The organism is Aquabacterium sp. A7-Y (assembly GCF_026153205.1).
GTDB lineage: Bacteria > Pseudomonadota > Gammaproteobacteria > Burkholderiales > Burkholderiaceae_C > Caldimonas.
Genome location: NZ_JAPFBW010000001.1, coordinates 24,941 through 46,242, shown reverse-complemented (window position 1 = coordinate 46,242; position 21,302 = coordinate 24,941). Strand labels below are relative to the sequence as shown.

General features: G+C 63.4%; 17 protein-coding genes. 8 read left to right on the top strand and 9 right to left on the bottom strand.

The window, feature by feature from the left end; translation table 11 throughout:
* The first annotated feature begins 10 nt into the window (after positions 1 to 10).
* The 3 genes from OOT46_RS00220 (at position 11) to OOT46_RS00210 (ending at position 4,854) form a co-directional block, all read left to right on the top strand.
* Positions 11 to 877 (top strand): abortive infection family protein, encoded by an 867-nt coding sequence (locus OOT46_RS00220; RefSeq protein ID WP_265401559.1) that lies wholly within the window; start codon positions 11 to 13, stop codon positions 875 to 877.
* Positions 874 to 4,059: a type I restriction endonuclease subunit R gene (locus tag OOT46_RS00215; protein ID WP_265401558.1), complete on the top strand. Its 3,186-nt coding sequence runs from the start codon at positions 874 to 876 to the stop codon at positions 4,057 to 4,059. The genes OOT46_RS00220 and OOT46_RS00215 overlap by 4 nt, the downstream gene beginning before the upstream one ends.
* A 141-nt stretch (positions 4,060 to 4,200) precedes the next feature.
* Positions 4,201 to 4,854 carry an SOS response-associated peptidase family protein gene (locus OOT46_RS00210; RefSeq protein ID WP_265401557.1) on the top strand — a complete coding sequence of 218 codons (654 nt, stop codon included), beginning with the start codon at positions 4,201 to 4,203 and terminating at the stop codon, positions 4,852 to 4,854.
* A 147-nt stretch (positions 4,855 to 5,001) separates the two neighbouring features.
* Here OOT46_RS00210 and OOT46_RS00205 read toward each other — a convergent pair whose 3' ends face one another.
* A complete protein-coding gene (locus OOT46_RS00205) occupies positions 5,002 to 6,009 on the bottom strand; it encodes a hypothetical protein (RefSeq protein ID WP_265401556.1) in 1,008 nt (335 codons plus the stop codon).
* A gap of 229 nt (positions 6,010 to 6,238) precedes the next feature.
* Here OOT46_RS00205 and OOT46_RS00200 point away from each other — a divergent pair, with 229 nt between their 5' ends.
* The gene (locus OOT46_RS00200) at positions 6,239 to 6,871 is read left to right on the top strand and encodes an H-NS histone family protein (RefSeq protein ID WP_265401555.1); all 633 of its coding nucleotides are present in this window, start codon (positions 6,239 to 6,241) and stop codon (positions 6,869 to 6,871) included.
* Between the two features lie 26 nt (positions 6,872 to 6,897).
* Here OOT46_RS00200 and OOT46_RS30850 read toward each other — a convergent pair whose 3' ends face one another.
* Positions 6,898 to 7,146: a SymE family type I addiction module toxin gene (locus OOT46_RS30850; protein WP_416136125.1), complete on the bottom strand. Its 249-nt coding sequence runs from the start codon at positions 7,144 to 7,146 to the stop codon at positions 6,898 to 6,900.
* A gap of 310 nt (positions 7,147 to 7,456) precedes the next feature.
* On the opposite strand from OOT46_RS30850, the gene OOT46_RS00195 reads away from it, so the two are divergent.
* Positions 7,457 to 7,771 carry a hypothetical protein gene (locus tag OOT46_RS00195; protein ID WP_265401554.1) on the top strand — a complete coding sequence of 105 codons (315 nt, stop codon included), beginning with the start codon at positions 7,457 to 7,459 and terminating at the stop codon, positions 7,769 to 7,771.
* Positions 7,772 to 7,843: 72 nt separating this feature from the next.
* On the opposite strand, the gene OOT46_RS00190 is transcribed toward OOT46_RS00195, so the two are convergent.
* The 4 genes from OOT46_RS00190 to OOT46_RS00175 all read right to left on the bottom strand — a co-directional run bounded on the left by OOT46_RS00190 (position 7,844) and on the right by OOT46_RS00175 (position 11,281).
* Positions 7,844 to 9,058 (bottom strand): exodeoxyribonuclease VII large subunit, encoded by a 1,215-nt coding sequence (locus OOT46_RS00190; RefSeq protein ID WP_265401553.1) that lies wholly within the window; start codon positions 9,056 to 9,058, stop codon positions 7,844 to 7,846.
* A 556-nt stretch (positions 9,059 to 9,614) separates the two neighbouring features.
* Positions 9,615 to 10,013 (bottom strand): DUF6794 domain-containing protein, encoded by a 399-nt coding sequence (locus tag OOT46_RS00185; RefSeq protein WP_265401552.1) that lies wholly within the window; start codon positions 10,011 to 10,013, stop codon positions 9,615 to 9,617.
* A 294-nt stretch (positions 10,014 to 10,307) separates the two neighbouring features.
* Complete coding sequence (locus OOT46_RS00180) at positions 10,308 to 10,556, bottom strand: SymE family type I addiction module toxin (RefSeq protein WP_265401551.1); 249 nt, start codon at positions 10,554 to 10,556, stop codon at positions 10,308 to 10,310.
* A 227-nt stretch (positions 10,557 to 10,783) separates the two neighbouring features.
* Positions 10,784 to 11,281 carry a hypothetical protein gene (locus tag OOT46_RS00175; protein ID WP_265401550.1) on the bottom strand — a complete coding sequence of 166 codons (498 nt, stop codon included), beginning with the start codon at positions 11,279 to 11,281 and terminating at the stop codon, positions 10,784 to 10,786.
* Between the two features lie 449 nt (positions 11,282 to 11,730).
* On the opposite strand from OOT46_RS00175, the gene OOT46_RS00170 reads away from it, so the two are divergent.
* The gene (locus tag OOT46_RS00170; RefSeq protein ID WP_265401549.1) at positions 11,731 to 12,687 is read left to right on the top strand and encodes a LysR family transcriptional regulator; all 957 of its coding nucleotides are present in this window, start codon (positions 11,731 to 11,733) and stop codon (positions 12,685 to 12,687) included.
* Positions 12,688 to 12,841: 154 nt separating this feature from the next.
* Here OOT46_RS00170 and OOT46_RS00165 read toward each other — a convergent pair whose 3' ends face one another.
* The 3 genes from OOT46_RS00165 to OOT46_RS00155 form a co-directional block, all read right to left on the bottom strand.
* Positions 12,842 to 13,105 (bottom strand): SymE family type I addiction module toxin, encoded by a 264-nt coding sequence (locus OOT46_RS00165; RefSeq protein ID WP_265401548.1) that lies wholly within the window; start codon positions 13,103 to 13,105, stop codon positions 12,842 to 12,844.
* 351 nt (positions 13,106 to 13,456) lie between these two features.
* Positions 13,457 to 14,473, bottom strand: a complete 1,017-nt coding sequence (locus OOT46_RS00160) for a Bug family tripartite tricarboxylate transporter substrate binding protein (protein ID WP_265401547.1) — start codon at positions 14,471 to 14,473, stop codon at positions 13,457 to 13,459.
* 167 nt (positions 14,474 to 14,640) lie between these two features.
* Positions 14,641 to 15,786, bottom strand: a complete 1,146-nt coding sequence (locus OOT46_RS00155) for an ABC transporter substrate-binding protein (protein ID WP_265401546.1) — start codon at positions 15,784 to 15,786, stop codon at positions 14,641 to 14,643.
* Between the two features lie 714 nt (positions 15,787 to 16,500).
* On the opposite strand from OOT46_RS00155, the gene OOT46_RS00150 reads away from it, so the two are divergent.
* Positions 16,501 to 18,807: a DUF6531 domain-containing protein gene (locus OOT46_RS00150; protein ID WP_265401545.1), complete on the top strand. Its 2,307-nt coding sequence runs from the start codon at positions 16,501 to 16,503 to the stop codon at positions 18,805 to 18,807.
* Between the two features lie 57 nt (positions 18,808 to 18,864).
* Positions 18,865 to 21,300 carry an RHS repeat-associated core domain-containing protein gene (locus tag OOT46_RS00145; RefSeq protein ID WP_265401544.1) on the top strand — a complete coding sequence of 812 codons (2,436 nt, stop codon included), beginning with the start codon at positions 18,865 to 18,867 and terminating at the stop codon, positions 21,298 to 21,300.
* The last annotated feature ends 2 nt before the right edge of the window (positions 21,301 to 21,302 follow it).

Sequence of the window (21,302 nt, the reverse complement as noted above, 5' to 3'; positions counted from 1 at the left end):
GCAGGTCGCGATGAAAATTTCCGAGTACACCATTGAGTTCTTGGGCAACCTCATTGCCGGTGACATGGACGGTTCGCCCTACAGAAGTGGCCCGCAGCTCGTGAAATTCTTCAATGAATTCGGTGGACGGGACGTGTATCCGACTGGCGGAGGCTTTCCGACGCGGCGAATCTATGCTCAGGACAAGCTGCGGGAATTGAACGGGCAAGCCGTGATGAAGCAAATCATCAAGACGGCACTCGACCCTCGGGCATTTCTGAAGCATCAGCTCGACGTGGACGTCGTCGTAGCCAAGGTCAACGACCACCTCAAGCACGATGGCTTCGAGGTGGTCAAGGACGGGTTCACATACAAGGTTCGCGAGCTGTCCGCCGGTTCGGTCAAGCTGGAACTGCCCGCCAAGGTGTTGCACGAGCTGACTCAGCTCGCCATCGACGACAACATTCGCAAATGCGAAGGGAAGCTGGCCGAGGGAGACTACTCGGGGGCTATCACTAATGCGCGCTCCCTGGTCGAAAGCGTTCTGATTGGCATCGAGAAGGAGTTCGACGCCCAGGCGCCGGAATACGACGGCAATCTACGAGCGTTGTACAAGCGCGTGCAGAAGCACCTTCATCTGGAGCCGGAGCGCGAGGACATCTCGGATTCGCTACGGCAGATTCTTTCCGGGCTTGTCAGCGTCATTGGTGGTCTTGCCGCCGTGCGCAACAAGATGGGCGATGCGCACGCCACCTCTTACCGACCGAGTCGGCATCACGCCAAGTTGGCGGTGCACACGGCAGTCACCCTGTCAGAGTTTTTGTTCGAGACGAAGAACTACCAACAAGTGCGCGCAGCGAAACCGCAGGCGCGGCCGAGTGGAGGGGAAGCGAAATGAGCGGCATCAGCGAGGACGCTGTCGAACAGGCCATGCTTGAATGGCTGGCCGGCCTGGGTTGGGCTACCGCCCACGGCCCCGACATCTCCCCGCCCGATGCCAGGACCCCGGGCACCGAGCGCGCGAGCTATCGCGAGGTGGTGCTGGCCGGTCGGCTGCGCGAGGCCATCGCGCGGCTGAACCCGCACATCCCGGCCGGCGCCCGCGACGACGCGCTTCGCCGGGTGCTCAATCCCAACGTGCCGGGCCTCGTCAACGCCAACCGCCAGGTGCACCGCTGGCTGGTGGACGGCGTGCCGGTGGAATTCCAGAAGGACGGCGAGACGCGCGGCGACCGCGTGCGGTTGCTGAACTTCGGCGACGTGGAGGCCAACGACTGGCTGGCCGTCAACCAGTTCAGCGTGCAGGGCCCGAAGCTCACCCGCCGGCCCGACGTGCTGCTGTTCGTCAACGGTCTGCCGCTGGTGCTGTTCGAATTGAAGAACCCGGGCGACGAGGATGCCGACATCTGGGCCGCGTGGAATCAGATCCAGGCCTACCAGCAGGACATCGCTGACCTGTTCCACGCCAACGTGCTGCAAGTCATCAGCGACGGCATCCAGGCGCGCATGGGCTCGCTCACCAGCGACCGCGAGCGCTTTATGGCCTGGCGCACCATTGACGGAGTCACCACCGACCCGCTGGGCACCATGCGCGAGCTGGAGACGCTGGTGCTGGGCCTGTTCCAACGCGAGTTGCTGTTGGAGTACCTACGCCACTTCGTGCTGTTCGAGGACGATGGGCGGCCGGTCAAGAAAGTCGCTGGCTACCACCAGTTCCACGCGGTGCGGGCGGTGGTTGAGAGCGTGCTGCGGGCTTCGGTGCCTGGTGGCACCCGCAAGGGCGGTGTGGTGTGGCACACGCAAGGAGCCGGCAAGAGCATCGAGATGACCTGCCTGGCCGGCGCCCTGATGGCTCACCCGGACATGGGCAACCCGACGCTGCTGGTGGTGACCGACCGCAACGACCTGGACAACCAGCTCTTCGGCGTGTTCGCCGCCGCCAGCGAGATGCTGCGCGAGACGCCGGCCCAGGCCGATACCCGACCGGAGCTGCGCCGGTTGCTGGCCAACCGGCCCTCCGGCGGTATCATCTTCACGACCATCCAGAAGTTCACACCGGGCGAGGACGAGGACACCTTCCCCGTGCTCTCGGACCGGCGCAACATCGTCGTCATCTGCGACGAGGCGCACCGCAGCCAGTACGGCTTCGAGGCGCGCCTGGTGGGCGGCAAGGCCAAGTCAGCCGGCCTGGCGGCCAATGAGGGGCAGACGCTCAAAGCAGCCGGGTCGCCAGCCGAGTACCAGGCTACGAGCGCGGTGCGGTACGGCTACGCTCAGCACCTGCGCGACGCGCTGCCGGGCGCCACCTTCGTGGCCTTCACCGGCACCCCAGTGAGCCTCGACGACCGTGACACGCGCGCCGTGTTCGGCGACTACGTGCATATCTACGACATCGAGCAGGCAGTGCGCGACGGTGCCACCGTGCCCATCTACTACGAGAGCCGCCTCGCCCGTCTGGAGCTGAAGGAAGCCGACGTCACCCAGCTCGACAGCGAAGTCGACGAGCTGACCGAGGAGGAAGAAGGCGACGCCGCCAAAGTAGCCAAGCTGCGCCGCTGGGCGGCGCTGGAGCAACTGGTCGGTGCGCCACCGCGCATCCAGAAGGTCGCGGCTGACATCGTCGCTCACTTCGAGAATCGTCTCTCCGCCATGGACGGCAAGGCGATGGTCGTGGCGATGAGTCGGGACATCTGTGTGCATCTGTACAACGCCATCGTCTCGCTGCGGGCCGAATGGCACAGCGACGACCCGATGCAGGGCGCCATCAAAGTGGTGATGACGGGCTCGGCCTCAGACAAGGCACTGCTGAAGCCGCACATCTACCCAAAGGATGTGCGGAAGCGCCTGGAAACACGATTCAAGAATCCGGCCGACCCGTTCAAGCTGGTCATCGTGCGCGACATGTGGCTGACCGGCTTCGACGCGCCCTGCTTGCACACCATGTACGCGGACAAGCCGATGCGCGGCCACAACCTGATGCAGGCGATCGCACGGGTGAACCGCGTCTTCAAGGACAAGCCCGGCGGCCTAGTGGTCGATTACATCGGCATCGCGAACGAGCTGAAGGCGGCCCTGGCGGACTACACCCAGGCCCACGGGCGCGGCAAGCCCACCGTTGATGCCCACGAAGCGCTAGCGGTGCTGCAGGAGCAGATGGACGTGCTGCACGACATGCTGCATGGTGTGGACTTTGCCGATTTTCGCAGCAAGGCCTGGCAGTTGTTGCCGACGGTGGCAGACCATGTACTGGGTCTGGACGACGGCAAGAAGCGCTTCGCCGACACTGTGCTGGCCGCAAGCAAAGCGTTCGCCCTGTGCTGCACGCTCGACCACGCTCTGGCCTACCGCGACGAACTGGCCTTTCTGCAGGCGGTGAAAGCAGCGCTGACCAAGCACGCCGGCACCGACAAGAAGCTGACCGATGAACAGAAGGAACACGCGTTGCGTCAAATTATCAGCCGCGCGGTGGTCAGCGACGAGGTCATCGACATCTTCTCCGCAGCCGGCCTGAAGCGGCCGGACATCGGCGTGCTGTCGGACGAGTTCTTCGAAGACGTGCGCCATATGAAAGAGCGAAATCTGGCGGTCGAACTGCTGGAGCGTTTGCTCAAGGGCGAAATCAAGTCGCGCTTCAAGACCAATGTGGTGCAGAGCGCCAAGTTTTCCGAACTGCTGCAGCAGAGCCTGACGCGCTATCGCAACCGCGCCATCGAAACGGCCCAGGTCATTGAAGAGCTTATCGAGATGGCCAAGCGGTTCCAGGAGGTGGCGCAGCGCGGCGAGCGTCTCGGCTTGAACAGCGACGAGGCGGCCTTCTACGACGCGCTAGCCATGAACGAGGCTGCGGTACGCGAGCTAGGCGACGCGACGCTCAAGAAGATCGCCGTGGAGTTGACGCAGAATCTACGGAAGTCGGTCACGGTCGACTGGGCCAAGCGTGAGACTGTGCGGGCGAAGCTTCGCGTGATGGTGAAGACGTTGCTGCGTCGCTACAAGTACCCGCCGGACCGGCAGGAGGAGGCGACGGAGACGGTCTTGCGGCAGGCGGAGTCGTTGTCAGCGGAGTGGGTCGCTGCCTGACCGTCCTCAAATCTAAGCGGGTCGCGGTGCACTGCTGCCCCAAGAGCGCACTGTGCCGGTTACGATCGGTTCATGTGCAATCAGTACAACCCGTCTCGTGCGGACGGGCTTTGGCACTTCCGAGAAGCCGGAGGTCGGTCGGTGGAAAGTCCCGCTCCTTTCGCACGTGATATTGGCCCCTTCGGCCCAGGCGTCTTCATCCGCCCTTCAAGGGAAGACGGAAACCTTGAGGAAGTGTTCGGCCAATGGGGCCTCATAGGCTGGTTCGCCAAGACGCCGCAGCCGGCGAAGAAACCAGGCCAACGCACGATCCTGACGAACAACGCCCGGTTCAAGACCATTCATAAGCTCGCTACCTACAAGGCCCCCTGGGCCCGTGGTCAGCGTTGCATCATTCCCGCTTGGTCTTACCTGGAACCGAACTGGGAGACCGGCAAGAACCAGTGGTGGCGTTTTCGTCGGCCGGATGGCCAGCCGTGGGGCATGGCTGGGCTGTGGAATACTTGGATCGACAAGGAAACAGGCGAGGTCCATGAGAGCTACACGATGGTCACGCTCAACTGCGATGACCATCCCCTCTTGCGACGCATGCACCGACCAGACCCAGATCGTCCGGAGACGATGCAGGACAAGCGTGCTGTGGTGCCGCTTCATCCCGATGCATTTGAGATTTGGCTACGGGGAACGGTCGAGGAGGCTGTTTCCGCCCTCGTGCTCCCCCCGTCCGAGAGCTTCGATGCGGGCCCGGATAAGGTGTCGCCCAAGGCTCCGCCCCCGCAGTCCAGCCTACTCTGATGGTCAGCGCTGCCCCGTCGATGGAGGCAGCGAAAGGGGTCCTGCCAGCGCGTAGCAGAGCCAGGACTGACGGTAGCTAAAGGCTTGCGTGCCGACGCCACCAGGTGCGGGGTCGATGGAGCAGCGCCAGAAGCGCGTGCGCGGGCTTCAGTCGGTCTTTTCCCGGGTGTCGACGTTTCGCACTGCCTCGCTTGCTGCATGCGGCTCAGGCTTGGTCTTGCTCGCCCCCGGCTTCGCCTCCGCGCCGCAGTTCACCGTAGCGTCCAGGTTCGGACGATCCCAGGCTGGGTAGGAGCGCAGGCATCGCAGCTTGTTATCCACTTTGACGATCTCCAGGGCACGTCCGTTGTGCAGTGCTACTGTTTCGGCGGTCGCCTGCACCATCAGCCCCGCGACGGTCCGTACTCCCTCCGCCTGCTCTCGCTCGACAATGACGTGGCGCAGGTTGCGCTTCTTCAGCACAGCTGAGTCTCCGCGCTGATACGCCGCCAACTCATCTTTGAACTGGCTTCTGCCTTCGTGGAAGGCTACACGGACTAGCAGCCAACAGATCGACGCCGGTAGGAATAATGCCCCAACGACTCCGGCGCCCGTAAGTATCCACAACCAATCCGGCACCCTCCGACGACGAGGGCCACTCAGCTCCGCAACTCCGGCGCGATTGCGGTGCGCCCATGCTGCGAGTCGGCGCAAAGGCGTGCCAATTAGCGCTGCACGCCCCAGACAGCGGGCCAAGAAATTCCAAAGCCGCCACTGCTGCATTGCTGGAATCCACTGCTTTACGAGGACGAAACGTGCCCACGGTGCTAACGCCGTGAAGAAGGCTATGAGCAAGCCCCACCCCAACAGCACCCCCGCCAGCAACAGGATTGCAGACTGGAAATCGGCGGCAAGGCTGAGATACCCAAAGAAGATCAAATCCTGCGTTGAGTACGAGAAGAACTGGGTGGGCACACCGGCCGTCTCGAGGTACGACCAGGTGTACACGCGCCCTACAACAAGCCCAACAAAGCCGAGAAACGCGGAGACCAGACCGAGGTGCCCGATCCAACTCCAGTTGATGCCGCTGCCCTTGTTGGGCGTCCTCTGCTCCGGTGGTGGGGCACCCGCGGCGGGATTTGCGGCGGGCTCGGGCGCCGCCGGTTCTACTGTCATTGTCGCGTCTCCTCCCGTGTGGACCTGTCGCATCCATGTGCTTGATAGCCATGCACGCTCTCAGACCGAAGCCTACCCGCTTCGGCTTTTGGACGGACGCCCCCCCCGCCACAACTTACAGCACTGCAGCGGGAGACCGAGTTATACATCGCTGTGGGACCGATCGTCCCCAAATCGTCAGCCGGCCACTCAAGTATGCTCACGCGTTTCAGACGTGGAGAGCCTTTGTATGCTGAAGACCTACGCGCAACTTCAAGAACAGATGGAAGCCCTGCGTCGCCAGATGGAGGCGGCGAAGCGAAAGGAAGGGGCCGGCGTTCTGAAGGAGATCAAGAAGCAGATCGCGCTCTACGGCTTTACCGCCGAGGACGTGTTCGGGAGTGAGCAGAAGGTACTCGCGCCGAAGAAGCAAGGGCGAAAAGCGTCGGCGTCGGTAGCGCCGAAGTACCAGGACGGCAACGGGAACAGCTGGTCCGGCCGGGGTCCCCGTCCGGCATGGCTCCGAGCTGCATTGGAAAGCGGTGAGGCGCTGGAGTCGTTCCTCGCGAAGCCACCGGGCCAGTCCAACGCGACGGGCGACGGCGCTGCTCCGGCTCCTGCCAAGAAGCGGCGCGTGGGAGTGAAGAAGGCTACGGCCAAGAAACCGGGACGCCAGGTCAATGCGTCGGGGAAGAAGCCGAAGGCGGGCGCTGCGGCTTTGGATGTCACGCCCAAGCAGGGCCGCAAACGTGCGGCAGCTCCGAAAGCTGCGACCAAGCCAGTGGCTAAGACGCGACGCTCAGCAACGGAATCGTCTGCACGTGAAGTTACGGTGCCGATCGCTGCTCCTGAGGACGCGGTGTCCCAGGCAGCCGAAGCCTAAGGTTCGGGTCCCCCGCAGTTGTTGCTTCAGTCCACAGTCAAGACCAGACAGCCGACCATGATCCTGATGCGCACGCGGGCCTGAGGACCAGGGCCTGCGGCTTCGAGCCACTTGCCCTGCAGGCGAATCCAGGGGACCTTCGTCTCAACAACTTGAGGCCGGAGACCATGCGCCGCCCTTTCATGCGTTCGGAACATCGATGAGACGGTGATGAACCGCTCGTGCTTGGGGATCGGTGTTGCAGGCGATGCTTCGCTCGGCCTATCATCAACCACGACTGGACAGGAGGCCCGGGCCCTCTCGGCTAACCCAGGCCAAATCGGTCCCCCCTTGGGCTGCTTCAGGAACCTGACTGCTAGGGTGAACTGCAATATTGCCAACCCCTCTAGCGCAGAAGCAGCAAAACCCAGTTAGTCCCGCGCCGGGGAAGTCCGGTATCCCGAACTCAAGCAGGAGAACAAATTGTCAGCTTGGGAACATCTACGACTAGTTCTTGAAAAGTACGACGCTCCGAAGAACTTTGTTCGAGTCGGAACTGTCCTTGTCGCCTCGGCCGTTATCTCAATCGGACAGCTGGCACCGACCATGTACGAGAAAGACTTAGAGGCACACAAGCTGAAGTTCGAAGCCGAGTACGTGATCAAGCAGCCGGTGAACAACAGTACCGACTGTAGGAAGGCGGGCGAACATGAGGTGGCCTGTCGCGTCGCTCAACATCATATGAAGACGCTCGACGCGTCGATTCGCGCTTGGAATGCCTATATCAACGCGGCTTACTATGGCGGTTTGAGCTTCTTCGCACTCGCACTGTGTGCCATGTTGATCGTTGAAATTGGTCCCTCTCGCTTGAATTCGCAGCGTCCCGGCGGGCAGCCACCACCGAATACAGGCGAGGAGTAGCCATGACGCATCGTCTCCGCGGATACGCTTCTCATACAGCATCGCCCCGCCAGAGTAACTCTGCTGGGAACGCTAGTGTTTGAGATACAAGCCGAAAGAAAGCAACAAGATGACGGAGAGAGCGGCGAGCAGCAACTTTGCCAGGACCGCTGTGGATTGCGACGCTTTTTGCGATTCGGACTTCTGTTGACGGACCTCCCCCTTCCAGCGCTCCAGTTGCTGCTGCAGTTCATCCAGGCGGCCCTGCATAGCGGATTGGGCCTGCGCTGAAACCTTGAGATCTTCGGCGTATGCGTCAACCCGTGCTTGCGCATTCTCTGCGACCGCTTGCGTCTCTCGCAACGTGTGCCGCTGATGGGCTTCTCGCATTTCGATGAACGCCGCCAATTGGTCGCGGATGAAGAAACCGGCAGAAGTCGGTGTATCAGCAGCATAGTCGACCACATAGTCGAGGAGGCTCGAGTCTCCGCTGTGGCCAAGCCCCACGATCCGAAACGCGTTCTTTCTCGCAAGCGCCTCAGCCAGGGAGCGAGAGTTCAGTAGCGCTAGCTCTTCAACTGCCCCACCTCCACGGGCCAGAGCAATGATGTCGCCCGTTGCAGCATCAATCTTCTTGGCAATGGCACGAGCATCGTTCATGGCCGCGCTCAGATGCTCCATATCTATGTAGTCCAGAGCCGGGCCAAGTGCCCGCACAAAGTCTTCCCGAACCTGGCTAGAAGGGGAGCAAATCAGGGAGATCGTGAGGCGTTCCTTCAGAGGAAACGGATAGCGCCGAACTCCAAGGGCCTTTGCCGCTGAAAACGTCAGTTCTTCCTCGTGACGGCGTTCGGCCTCTTCGGGGGACTCGGCACGCTGGACGTCTACGACATCAAGCCGTACTTGCATCTCGCCCTTATACGAAGACGCGGCAATCCGGCCTGTCGCGACAACAAAGTCGCCTGCCTGAATGTTGCGCGCCGAGATCAGCTTCTTCCCAACGCTCACATAGGTGGTCTCACCGTCCAGTTCGAGCGGGACCTTGTAGTGTCTCTCGTAGTGAGTCTCATCTGCCCCGGGTACCCAGAGCCTGCCTTTAACGGAGACAAGCCACCCAAGGTCCTCAATGTAGGGGCGCACACCGGTTTCCCACAGCTCCTTGTGCAAGACGTTCAAAGATGCCGGGGTAAACGGATTCCGTGAATCTAGGGGACCCTCCTGGGGCTCCTCCTGCGGACGATGACGCGCCCTGAAGCTCAAACGTTCTCTTGTTGGTCCGTCACCGGCCTTGGCTTCGAATGTCGGCATCACCTCCCCTTCTCGCTATGCGGATAACGAGAACTCGATCGTAGTGGGAAGTAGACGCAGCAACGGGAAGGCGGGATCAAGGTAGGGATTTCGCCCCAACGTACGCGCTCCAGTGCCGAAGCACCAAGGCGCGCACGGCAATAGTCGTCCCGGCCGCCGTCTTCGGCCACGCTGACTACGGCAGGCTCTAGAGCGAGGTGAAACGCTCGACTCCTTCCTCACGGCGTCGGGGTCGTCTGGCGATGCCGACACCTCAAGCGAAACCGCACCGGCAACGAAGCGGCGCGCTGCAAGCAAGTCCGCCGCGGGCAAGACGCCAGCTGCCAAGAAGATTTCTCGAACGACCAAGGGGCGAACCAAATCCAAGGCCGCCTCGAAGAGGACCTCCAGCTCTGGCACAAAGACGGGGCGCCCGCGTAGACGTACCGCTGGCGCTGAGGCACCTGATGCCGGAACTGTGGGGCAAGAGCCGGGCGCGTCGTGAACCAGCGTGGTGATGAGCGGCAGCCCGCTTGATGTCAAAGCGACGCCCGCAACCGACGAAGAACGGGTTCTCCTAAGGATCCGTGTCGGTGCGCAGAAGCCGATCAGCTAGCTGCGCAACCTCATCGTCCCGGAGATGCCCGAACGCCTGCTGCAGCACCATCGCGAGGCGATCCATCGTCAGTGGGTAGCCTTGAACATGATCCCGATACAGCCGAGTGAGCCACGTACTCGCGCTGTCCGGGTCCATGCATTCGTCGCGCAGCAAATTGCCCAACCGGGATGTGGCCGGATGGATGAAGGTGTTGCGGATGTGCAAGCCGAGACCAAAGTGCAGGGAGAGAAGGTCTTCCTCCTTCAGTGCTCTCAAATCAGCCGTCTCATGCTCTGAGAGAGCAGCATCGAGTTCGCGAAGAAAGCTGAGAAGGATGCCTGCCATGATCGTGGGTCCCGAGCGATCGGTCTTGCCCACGTCTGACGGGCCGAGGGCCTGTCGACAGTGTAGGACACGCTGAACGCGTTGCTCGTGCACCCTTGGCGTCAAGAGCACAACGACCACGAAATCTACTTCCCTGTCTGTCGCAACGGCCCCTGCTAAAACTTTCAGCATCACAGCGAGAAGCGTCTCCAGGAGCCCCACGAGAACGGCTCTGCACCGCCTGCTCACAAACTTGTCCACAGCCATGGTGGACAACGCTCGGAGAGGCACGTAGACGCCACAGGGTCGCCGAGGAGGATGGGCCGCCTCCGCGGCCCGTTTGCCCTCCTAATCCGTCGTCAGCACCAGGCACCCGGCCATGATGCGCACCCGAACCTGCGCGTCGACCTCAAAACCCGCGTCCCTCAGCCATTTCCCCCGCAGGCGAACCCACGGCACCGGCGTATCGGCAGTCCCCGGGGGCTGGCGGGTGCGGTCATGCGGGAGGAATGCGCCATTGACGCTGAGGTATCGCTCGTGCTTCTCGAGCTTGGTTGTGGGCAAGGCTTCGCCCGGCCTATGATTGTCATCAGCCACGATTGACTTCCTGTGAAAGTTGGTTGTGGTTAGCCGGCCCGAGGTGTTCCCGCACCTTCGGGTCGGCGCCCTTACGGCGTCCGCCGCGCCCACAGGATAAAGAGACAGGCTCCCACAGGGAAGGACTCGATGGGCGCTTTTTGGGCTCATGGAGATACAAGCGCGTCCATCTGATCCCCCGCTCGTGCTGGCCTTGTAAGCTGCAGTGCGACAGGCAGTAATCGGTCCTATAGCCTCAGCGCATCGAGCCCGGTGTGCGCCAGTTGCGGCGGCGGTGTTGAAGGCGGCCACCGCGGGCTCGGCCCACGTGTATGGCGTCGTGCTTTCGCACGGCTGGCCCGTGTCGCGCCACAGTGAATGCTGTGCAAGGTCGTCTTGACGAACTGATTGCAGAGTCCACGCGGCAGCCCGGTCGCTTCCCAGACCCAGGTCCCCGTTCTGCCATTGACGTCGAACTGCAAAGAAGGCACGAGATTGCCCACCTGGATGGCGATCAAGAGCGGGTCCCGCAGCAGCGTGTGAACCAGCTGGTAGCGGTAACGAGGGCCCACCGATGAGCTGTCGTCCAGCACGACCATCACCGAGCGGTGGAGGCCGGTTGCAAAGCCCTCCGACTGCAGTTGCATCTCCAGCTGGCGGTACCAAGCTCGTCTGCCTCTCCACGTCAGCCCAGGGGCGAGCGTCGCATAGCACCAGAACCCGTACTGCGCGTGATCGTCCAGCATGCTTCTCCTTCCGAAAGCCTGCGCAACCCGCAGGCAAAGGTTTCCCTACCCCACGACCGTGATCGCGGAGATCAAATCTTTCGATTCATGCGTTCGCTCAGCTCGGCGTGGCGCGCGTGCGACTGACCGCTGTGAGCCACCGCCGGCAACTGCCTCTGCCGGCTTTGTGGAACCCGGTACCGCCGCCATGTTCCTCGCTGATCGCGCCCCCTTTAACGAGGTCGAAGCAGTAGATCTCAGACGCAGGCAACTCGACTTGAACTAGCATGGCGAGCCGTGCATTCGCCTGACCATCGTGCAGGGGCCGCGACGCCACCAACGTCGTCCCGATCAAGCCTAGTTGCTTCATTGCCGCCTCCCTAAGTACGCGCTATTTTTCGCCGACTTGGGCCCGTACTTCAACGACATATGTCGTCTGGGACCCATGCCAACCAGTTATGGGAGGTCGAATGGAATTGAGGCATCTGCGTTACTTTGCAGCGGTCGCCGAATCAGGCAGCCTGAGCGCCGCAGCGGAAAAGTTGTTCATCGCTCAGCCGGCCCTTTCGAAGCAGATCCGGCAGTTGGAGGAAGAACTTGGCGTGCTGCTGTTCGCCCGCCATGCAAGGGGCGTGGTGCTGACCGCAGCTGGCAAGGCGTTGCTGCCCGAGGTGCGCGTGCAACTTACGTCGATGGGACGCTTGGTGAACTTAGCGCGCCGCGCAAAGGCCGACGAAATTCACTGCCTCAGGATTGGACTGGTTCCGACCGCCACAGGAACGGTGCTCCCCGAACTGGCCGCCCGGCTTCGCGTGAACCACCCCGGCATCGACATTGATGTGCGCGGGATGGAAAGCAGCGACCAGGTCGGAGCGCTCCTCACCGACGAGATCGACCTCGGCATTGCCTGCATCCCGCCGAGGCACGCGGCCATCTCGGTCGTGTGCGAGCTCGACGACACGCTCTGCATCGCACTGCACTGCCAGGACCCCCGCGCACAGCAAAGCACGCTGGACCTGCGGCAGTTCGCCGAGGACAGGTTTGCCGCCTTCACCGAACAGCCGTGGCTGGCGCAGTCCAGCAGATTGAGCGAGCTCTTCACAGAAGCGGGATATCAGCCTTACGTCCACTACGAAGCCGCCACGGTGCACGGTGTGCTGGACGTAGTTGCAGCCCACCTGGCCGTCGCACTGGTGCCTGCAACTGTCGGGGTCCACCGGCCCAGGCAGGTCGTGCTGCGCGCTCTCGACAAGGCTCCCCGCTGCCAGCCCCTGACCGTGCTGCGACGGCGAGCGGACAACAATCCAGTGCTCGTATCGGTCGAGCCAGCGATGCGAGAAATCTTTAGCGACTGGCAGCGCGCAGGAGATGAAGCCTTGACCGAAGCGGCCTCCGCCGGCTGCCTTCCCGGGGCCCCAGTGTGTTGACGCCCTGGACCGCATTGGATCCTCAGACAATCGCTTTTTTCATGCTGTGAATGCCTGGCGCGTCGGACTGCCCTCACCTTCCGCACCGATGCCTGTCTCGGGCGACAAGGCTCGATGCGGAAGAGGAACAGCCGTCCGCCGTCGGTTGGCCTGATCAGTCCGTGGTTAGGACCAAACACCCGTTCATGACCCGAACACGGACACGCGCCTGTATGTCAAAGCCCGCTTCTTCGAGCCACTTGCCGCCGAGGCGTATCCAAGGGACCTTTCTCTCCGTCGGACGCTCGTAGACGCCCGGTGACGACGACGGCGATCGCTCGTACCCGCGAAACATCCCGGTCACGGTGGTGTACCGCTCGTTCTTCTCAAGCTTCCTTGTGGGCGATGGTTCGCCGGGCCTATGATTGATCTCAGCCACGAGTGACTTCCTGTGCAAGTTGGTTGTGGTTAGCTGGCTCGGGGTGTGCTACCACCTCGGGCCAGCGCCTTTGCGGCGGTTGCCGCCTGGACAGGATAAAGAGACCTGCCGAAGGAGGGAAGGAGAAGATGCGCATGGCCGTCCTTACGGCAACCGAAGTGGCGATAGTGCCGTTCATCGACATGCGGGTGAGGCGCAACCTACGCCGATGCAGGCGCGATGCAGCTAGCAGTATCGGTGGAGCACATGAAAGTGCTGGGTGCCATGGATGTTCCTGTCGGCATTGCAACCTGACCACGGGTGACGAGCACACGCCGACCCAACGCGTCAGACCACGCCGCCACCGCCGTGTCATGCGTCGAGCTGGACCCCAGCGGATTTGACGACCTCGCTCCATCGCGCGATTTCGGTATGCACGAACCGTCCAAATGCGTCGCCGTAGAGATGTGGCGTCTCTGTTCCCAGCTCGCTCCACGTCTTCTTCAGTTCGGCTGTACCGAGCGCTTTGCCGAGTTCCGCCTGCACTTGCTCCAGGATGTCGGCCGGCGTCCCTCGTTTAGCCCACAAGCCGTACCAGGTGGAGACCTGGTAGCCCGGGAGGCCGGCCTCCGCAGTAGTCGGCACATCGGGGAAGGCCGGTGCGCGTTCGGACGCAGCGACCGCAAGCGCCCGGATGCGTCCGCTCTTGATGTGAGACGCCGACGACCCGAGCCCGTCGAACATCAGGTCCAACTGGCCGCCGATCAGGTCTTGCAGGGCTGGGCCGGCGCCGCGGTAGGGAATGTGCGTGATGAAGGTTCGGGTCTGTTGTTTGAACAACTCGCCGGCCAGATGGTGGCTCGTGCCGGTCCCGGCCGATCCGTAGTTCAGCTTGCCCGGGCGCTTACGCACATGCTCCACCAGGCTCTTGAGGTCGGAGACCGGCACACGTCCGGGATTGACCACGACGACCTGCGGCACGTTGGACACCAACCCGACCGGCACGAAGTCGGTCTCGATGTCGTACGACAGCTTTCGGTACACGCTGGGCGCGATCGCATGATGCACGGCGCCCAGCAGGAAGGTGTAGCCATCGGGCGGCGCCTTGGAGGCCACGGTCGCTCCCAGGGTGCCGCCGGCCCCACCGTGGTTCACCGTGATCACCTGCGTGCCGAGTTGGCGCGTCAGCATGGCACTCAGTGGACGGGCGAAGGCGTCGGTGCCCCCCCCGGTCGCAAATGGCACGATCAGGGTCACGGGACGCGTCGGCCAGGGGGCAGCTAGCAGATTCACGCCGGGCCATGCGAGCGCGGAAGCACAGGCGCCGGCCTTGAGGAACCGCCTGCGCGAGACGCCGTCGGGCGGGTTCAGGTGGGTGGGAACGGTCATAGGTACTCCGTGTCGGGTTCCAGGGATAGGTGTTCGAAGCGTCTGCCGGCAGGTTCAGCGACCGCTGCATAAAAAGGAAGCTGTGATCCCTGACAGCGAGGCAGAGTGACGCGACCTGTAGCGGTTCCTGGCAGCAGCCCCTTGCCGACCGCTGCCGCCCGACTGAGCTACCTGCGGAACTGGCCGCTGGCAGACACGATGGAGAGGTCGGTCCACTCCAGACCGGTATGCTCGGTCGCCGAGTACGTCACGTTGTGGCCCGGCCACCCGACGTCGAACGGCGTCCCACTCTGAAGAGACTCGATGAGGTGGTGCGGCGTCGGCTTCGCTGCGGCGCGCAGTGCCGCAGCCAGCACTTTCGCGGAAGCCAGGCCTTCCAGCATCGCAGGCGAGACCCTCACGGTCTTGTACTCCTTGGAGCGACGCAGCAGTTGCGCTGCCTCTGCCACCAGGGGGATGTCCATGCGTCGTTCCGGCGGGAAGACCTGGGCGACGATGACGCCTGCCGCGTGCTGTCCCAGTTGAGCGATAAAGCCTCCGGAAGCGTTGTTGCTTAGGGTGACCACATGGCCGAGCCCCCCAGCCCTTCGGAACTCGCGGATCAGCGCGATCGTCGGCTCGTTGGTGGCGATGATGAGCAGGGCCTGGGCATCTGCCTTCACAGCCACATCGACGACCCGGCTGAAGTCGGTCGCCTTTCGGTCGAACTTCTCGGCGTAGGCCAGTTGCGCGCCGGTTTTCCCCAGGCCTGCCTTCACTCCTGCAACGGCATCGGTGCCGAAGGCATCGTCGACATAGATGAGGCCAAACCGGCGGAGTCCCATGCCGACGATCTGCTGCACAGCCTTGGAGGCTTCGCTTTGATACGAGGCACGGACGTTGAACACATACGGATGGCAGGGCCTGTGCAAGCTCATGGCCCCGGTGGACGGGCCGATGAGCGGGACCTTGTGCCGAGCGAGCACCGGCAACATCGCGGCCGTCGTGGCTGTCCCCCGAGACAGGAACAGCGCAATCGCTCCGTACTCCTCGATGAGACGGCTGGTGTTGGCGGCCGATCGCGCCGGCTCGTATCCGTCGTCTAGCGTGACCAAGCTGATTGGGCGCCCGCGGATGCCCCCGGTGGAGTTGATGGACTCGAAGTAGAGGTTGGCGATGGCGGTCATCTCACGTGCTGATGCCGACGCCCCTCCCGTGAGCGCCGTGGTCTGACCGATGACGATGGGCGGTGCCGTCTGACCGCTCGCACTGGCACCAACGATGAGACATCCGAGAACTAAGAGGAATAGTCGCGCTGCGATTTGACTCTGCATTGATGGATCTCCCTGAAGTAGCAGTTCATGTTGGTCTTGCTTGGAAACAGGAGCGCGATATCCACCGGCTCTCCCGTTGCAGTGAGGATCAACGGTGGACGCCTGGAGGTCATGGCGGAGGGCGACGTCCGAGCATCAAATGCGTGTAACGACGAAGCTCGGGGTACCAAGAGAAAAGCTGAACCCGCAGAGCCAACCGGCGCCGTGGTGTGGGAGGCGTGCGCCCGACTGTCTTCTGTGAACGGGGAACGTCAGGATCGAGCGACAAAGGTGGGCTGCTTACCCTCGTGAACAGAAAGCATCCACCCTGCACGGTCAACCGATCACCTGTTCGGCGTGCGGAAACGAGTTGGTTCGGGCGGAGGGTAAGTCACCGACGACGCCTTGTAATCTGAGAGAGTTTGCAGCGGCAAGAAACGGCTACTGTGCTCTACGCAGTACTGGCATGTTGGGCGTCATGTGGAGAGAGGCGCGTCAGCCAGGCCTGGCGTCGAGTACCTCTAGATGTCGCAGCCCGCCGTTTCCAACACCTCTCGCCCGGACTGATGTGCGTCCTCCCCGAGAACAAGGGGAGCTGCAGCGTCTCACATTGCCATTTGGCCCACGCTCCTCCTATCATGCGCTCGCCTGTGTTTCTCGCTGTCGTGAGAGACGCACACTCCAACAAGCGCAGTACGGTCCCGTTCACCGCAGAACCGTCTCCAGGGAGGGAGCATGAACAGCGATTACGTTGAGCGCACGCTTTTGCACGTGCGTCATCTCACGTCGGCCTTCGACACGTCGCCGGCCCCCGCGCTCTCCTCCCACTCCCATCGTATCAGCGGCTCTTCAGGCACGGCCCTGCTGCTGTCGCTTGCCGCTGCCCTGCTTGTCCCCCTGCCTGCATGGGCGATCCCGGGTGACGAGGTGTGCTTCCCGCTGTACCGCAAAGCCGGCGCGATCCCGGGCACGCGGTCCTGTCCACTCACCGCCTCGACCGCCCCGGTGAGCCTGGCCACCTATTTCTGCACCGCCAGCTCTGGCGCTGACATCCACATTCCCCGCTACTGTGGAACGATCCCGAAAAACTTCGGCGACGAGTGCGACCGCACGCCGCGTCCCATTGCGATCGGCAGCGGCAACAAGTCGCTGCGCGAATCGGACTACAGCACGGCATCACCTCGCGGGCTGAATCTCACCCGGTACTACAACAGCACGCCCGCTGCGGCGCCCGGCGCGCTGTTCGGTGCGAGCTGGCGCAGTGCGTTGGACGCCCGTGTCGTACCGATCGGTGAGCAGGTGGCGGCCTACCGGCCCGACGGCCGCATCGTGTACTTCAAGCCCAGCGGCGACGCCTGGGTCGCCGATGCGGATGTCGACGACCGCCTGCAACGACTGCCGGCCACCGGCACGTTGACCGGGTGGCGCTACCGGGACATCGAGCACGCGACGATCGAGCAGTACGACGCCGACGGACGTTTGGTGGAGGTGCACGGCGCCGCAGGGGACAGCTGGGAGCTTGCCTACAGTTCGGCAGAGCCAACACCGGGTGACCTGACGACCATGCGAGACCATGTTGGCCGAACCCTCCGTTTCAGCCACGACAGCGAGGGCCGCGTCACGCAGCTAACGCTGCCGGGCGGCACGGTGCTGCGCTACAGCTACGACGCCCGGTCCAATCTGGAGCAGGTGGTCCACACCGACGGGAAGCAGCGCCGCTACGTCTACAACGAGTCGGCGCGCACCGCAGGCACCGAGCTGCCGCATGCGCTGACCGGCCTCATTGACGAAAAGGGCGTCCGCCATGCCAGCTACGGCTACGACGCCCAAGGCCGGGCGATCGAGGAAGTGCTGCATGCCAGCGGCGACCGGACCGTCGGCCGCTACGCCGTCGCCTACCAGGGTGTCGCTGGGCCGGACGCCGCAATGGGCGAGTCCCGCCTCACCGATCCTTTGAATGCAACACGCACCTACCGCTTCGAGAACGTGCTCGGCGTCGCCCGCCGGACCGCCTTGTCGCAACCGGCCGGGGCCGGCTGCGCGGCCGCGACCAGCCACATGAGCTACGACGCTAGGGGGAACGTGCGCAGCCGCGACGACTTCAATGGCAAGCGCACCTGCCATGCCTATGAATCACAACGCAACCTCGAGACGGCACGGGTGGAGGGGCTGCCCAACACGGCCGCCTGCGACACCTACACCGCCTCCGGCGCCACGCTGCCGCCAGAGGCGAGCAAAACCAGCAGGCAGTGGCACCCCGACTGGCACCTGGAGACCAAGGTTGCCGAGCCGCGGCGTATCGTGACGACCGTCTACAACGGCCAGCCCGATCCCTTCAACGGCAGCGCAACCGCCAGCTGCACACCGTCCGAAGCGAAGCTGCCCGACGGCAAGCCGATCGCCGTAGTGTGCAAGCGGGTCGAACAAGCGACAACGGACGCGGATGGCAGCAAGGGCTTCTCCGCCGCACTGACCAGCGGCGTCGCGCCACGCCAGTGGCGCTACACCTATAACCGCTACGGCCAGCTGCTCAGCGAAGACGGTCCCCGCACCGATGTGGCCGACGTCACCCGTTACGAGTACCACCCCGACACCACGGCGGACTGGACCCAGGGCGACTTGAAGCAGGTGAGCGACCCGGCCGGGCAGGTGACCCGCTACACCCAGTACAACCCGCACGGTCAGGTACTCAAGCAGATCGACGCCAACGGCATCGTGACCGATTACAGCTACGAGCCGCGCCAGCGTCTGAGCAGCGTGACGGTCAACGGCCAGCGCACTCAGTACGAATACGAACCCACCGGCCTGCTGAAGAAGGTGACACAGCCCGACGGCAGCACCGTCGTGTACGGCTACGACAACGCCCACCGCCTTATAAGCATCCAGGACAGCCTTGGCAATTCGGTGAGCTACACGTTGGACAACGCCGGCCACCGGACCCAGGAAGCAGTGAAGGACCCGAGTGGGACGTTGACACGCAACATCGGACGCACCTACGACGCCCTGGGCCGAGTGCAGAGTACCACCGGCGTGCCGCGCTGAAGCGACACCCCGGCATCACGCCCCACCAACAACCCGGACCGTTCGGGGAGGAACTTCATGAGCCTACGACGCCCCTCGCTCCGCTGGGGACAACACGTCCTGGTCGGCGTACTGGTGACCACCCAGGCGCTGCCGTTGTCGGCCTGGGCCCAAGCCGCCCCCGTGCAAGACACGATCACCCAGTACGAATACGACGCCGAAGGCAACCGCACGAAGATCACCGACCCGCGCGGCCAGGTGAGGGTGCAAAGCTACGACGCCCTGCAGCGGCTGATCCAGCAGCGGCTGCCTCTCCCGAAAGCCGGCGCGGCCCAGCCGCAGATCGACTACGGCTACGACAAACGCGACCAACTCACCAGCGTGACCGACCCCAGGCGCAACACCAGCAGCTACGGCGTCGACGGCCTAGGCAACCCGGTCAACCTGATCAGCCCCGACACCGGCACCACCTTGAGCAAGGTCGACGCCGCCGGCAACGTCACCGAAGTCACAAACGCCCGCGGGCAGAAGATTGTCTATGCCTACGATACGCTGAACCGGCTCACACAGGCCACCTACCCCGGCGGTGCCAAGACCGTGTACGGCTACGATGCCTACAGCACCGCGGCCGGATCCGAGAACTACGGCCGCGGCCGGTTGACCAGCATCACCGAGTTCAACGCCAGCGCCCAGCAGACCAGCCGGCTGGCGTTCGCCTACGACGCGCAAGGCCGCCTGACACGGCGCTGCCAGATCTGGGGCACCGCCACGAACTGCACGCCGGCCCACACCCTCAGCTACCGCTGGGGCAGTGGTGCGCAGACCGGTCGGCTGCTCGGGCTGACCTACCCGTCCGGCCGCAAGGTCGACTACCAGTACGACAGCCAGGGCCGCATCAGCGCCATCACCACCACCCATCCCGGCGCCGGCACCGCTCAAGCGGTGATCAGCAAGGTGCAGTACCAGCCCTTGGGCGTTGGCGATTACGCCGTCAAGAGCTTCACGTTCGGCAACGGCAGCGCGGCTCCCGTGCAGAGCTACAGCCGCAGCTACGACCTGGACGGCCGCATCACCGGTTTTACCCTTGGCAAAGGCGCGCCGGGTGTCAGCGCCGAGCAGGCGCAGTACAGCATCAAGTACGACGCCGCCAGCCGCATCACCGAGATCGCCACCGGCGCGGCGAGCACACCCATCAAGGCCAGCTACGGCTACGACAACCTCGACCGGCTGATCCAGGCCACGCTGCCCAGCGCCACCTACAGCTACGATCTTGACCTCAACGGCAACCGCACGAAGCGGGTGATCAGCGGAGCCGGTAGCAGCACGACCACCTACACCTATGCCGCCACCAGCAACCGGCTGCAGAGCGTGCAGCAGGACAGCAAGCCGGCACAGGCGATCACGACCGATGCCACCGGCAACATCACCGTCGACGCGGCCAACCCGGTGGGCACCATCAACTACGCCTACGCCACCGGGGAGGGGCTGGTGGTGACCGGGCGGCTCAGCACCAGCTACGGGCCGCTGGCGCGCCACGTCTACAGCCACAACGGCCTGGGACAGCGCATACGCAAGGCTGGCTCCACGCTGAGCTCGGGGGGCGTCACCTACAGCCCGCCGGCGTACGTCGGTTCCAGCGACACCTACTTCCACTATGACCAAGCGGGGCAGCTGATCGCCGAGAGCGATGTGAGTCAGCTTGTCAAGCGCGAGTACATCTGGCTGTACGACATGCCGGTGGCGGTGATCACCGGGGCCACACCAACGCAGCCGGTGCGTTCCACCGGCACGCCGAACCCGCCCGCGATCCACAACATCCACCCGGACCACCTGAACACGCCGCGGTTGATCACCGACACGGCGGGGGCCGAGCGCTGGGAGTGGAGCGCCATCGGCGAGCCCTTCGGGATCACAGCCGCCAACGGGGCCCCCCAAGGGCAGGCGGCGGCGCAGCGGCTGGACTTCCACCTTCGGTTCCCGGGGCAGTACTTCGATGTGGAGACCACTACCGCGTACAACTACTTTCGGACCTACAACCCCCACACTGGGCGGTACGTGCAGAGCGATCCGATCGGGCTGGTTGGAGGCATCAACACGTACGCATATGTCGACGGAAACCCTGTCTTGTACATCGACCCCACGGGTGAGATTGCATTCGTACCGATAGCGATCGGCATTGGTGTGGGCTACGCTTTCGATTACATCCTGGAGCAGTACAAGAAGGAGCGCTGCGCATGCAAGGAGACCCCGCTTGGTCCTGTAGGCAACTCTGCCGTGGGCGGTACACTCGGTTTGTTCGGCCCGTTCGCCAGTAAGCCTAGGACGGGCATTGCTGGAGGCGGGCCATCAGGCTCAACGACATCGGTGTTTAGCCAGCTCAATCACGCCGCAGCGAGTCGTGGCTGGTACTCGGTGCCAACGCGCAACCTGATCACCAGGTTTGCTCGCAAAGTGCCGTACTTAGGTGGTGCACTGGGCGCGTACGAGCTCTACGATGCGTTATCTTGCGATTGAAA

Bases quoted from the DNA above. Each gene is read 5' to 3' on its own strand.
- OOT46_RS00190 (WP_265401553.1), bottom strand. From the start codon at position 9,058: ATGCCGACATTCGAAGCCAAGGCCGGTGACGGACCAACAAGAGAACGT.
- OOT46_RS00215 (WP_265401558.1), top strand. From the start codon at position 874: ATGAGCGGCATCAGCGAGGACGCTGTCGAACAGGCCATGCTTGAATGG.
- OOT46_RS00220 (WP_265401559.1), top strand. From the start codon at position 11: ATGAAAATTTCCGAGTACACCATTGAGTTCTTGGGCAACCTCATTGCC.
- OOT46_RS00160 (WP_265401547.1), bottom strand. From the start codon at position 14,473: ATGACCGTTCCCACCCACCTGAACCCGCCCGACGGCGTCTCGCGCAGG.
- OOT46_RS00145 (WP_265401544.1), top strand. From the start codon at position 18,865: ATGAGCCTACGACGCCCCTCGCTCCGCTGGGGACAACACGTCCTGGTC.
- OOT46_RS00200 (WP_265401555.1), top strand. From the start codon at position 6,239: ATGCTGAAGACCTACGCGCAACTTCAAGAACAGATGGAAGCCCTGCGT.
- OOT46_RS00150 (WP_265401545.1), top strand. From the start codon at position 16,501: ATGAACAGCGATTACGTTGAGCGCACGCTTTTGCACGTGCGTCATCTC.
- OOT46_RS00155 (WP_265401546.1), bottom strand. From the start codon at position 15,786: ATGCAGAGTCAAATCGCAGCGCGACTATTCCTCTTAGTTCTCGGATGT.
- OOT46_RS00170 (WP_265401549.1), top strand. From the start codon at position 11,731: ATGGAATTGAGGCATCTGCGTTACTTTGCAGCGGTCGCCGAATCAGGC.
- OOT46_RS00175 (WP_265401550.1), bottom strand. From the start codon at position 11,281: ATGCTGGACGATCACGCGCAGTACGGGTTCTGGTGCTATGCGACGCTC.
- OOT46_RS00195 (WP_265401554.1), top strand. From the start codon at position 7,457: ATGTACGAGAAAGACTTAGAGGCACACAAGCTGAAGTTCGAAGCCGAG.
- OOT46_RS00205 (WP_265401556.1), bottom strand. From the start codon at position 6,009: ATGACAGTAGAACCGGCGGCGCCCGAGCCCGCCGCAAATCCCGCCGCG.